General features: G+C 71.2%; 1 pseudogene. It reads right to left on the minus strand.

What is annotated here, in order from left to right:
- A pseudogene (locus SAZ04_RS23085) lies at nucleotides 1–233 on the minus strand (extracellular solute-binding protein); the annotation flags it as partial.

Genomic DNA, 233 nt, shown 5'->3' on the forward strand with positions numbered 1-233 from the left:
AAGACGTGCCGCGTCGCGAGCAGTACCGCCGCCTGCCCCCCGACCCAGTCGATGAAGCGCCTCCCGGCCTCCGGGTGCGGCGCCCCCCGCACCAGCCCGATCCCGTCGTCGATCACGATGGTACCGCTGGCCGGGAAGCGGTAGCCGAAGGGCAGTCCCTTCCCGATGCTGATGCGGACATCGGGCAGGTCCCAGAGCGTCACCAGCCCCTCCTGGCGGGCCAGCTTCTCGTT

It is taken from the genome of Halalkalibacter lacteus (assembly GCF_036663595.1).
GTDB lineage: Bacteria > Bacillota > Bacilli > Bacillales > Bacillaceae_D > Halalkalibacter > Halalkalibacter lacteus.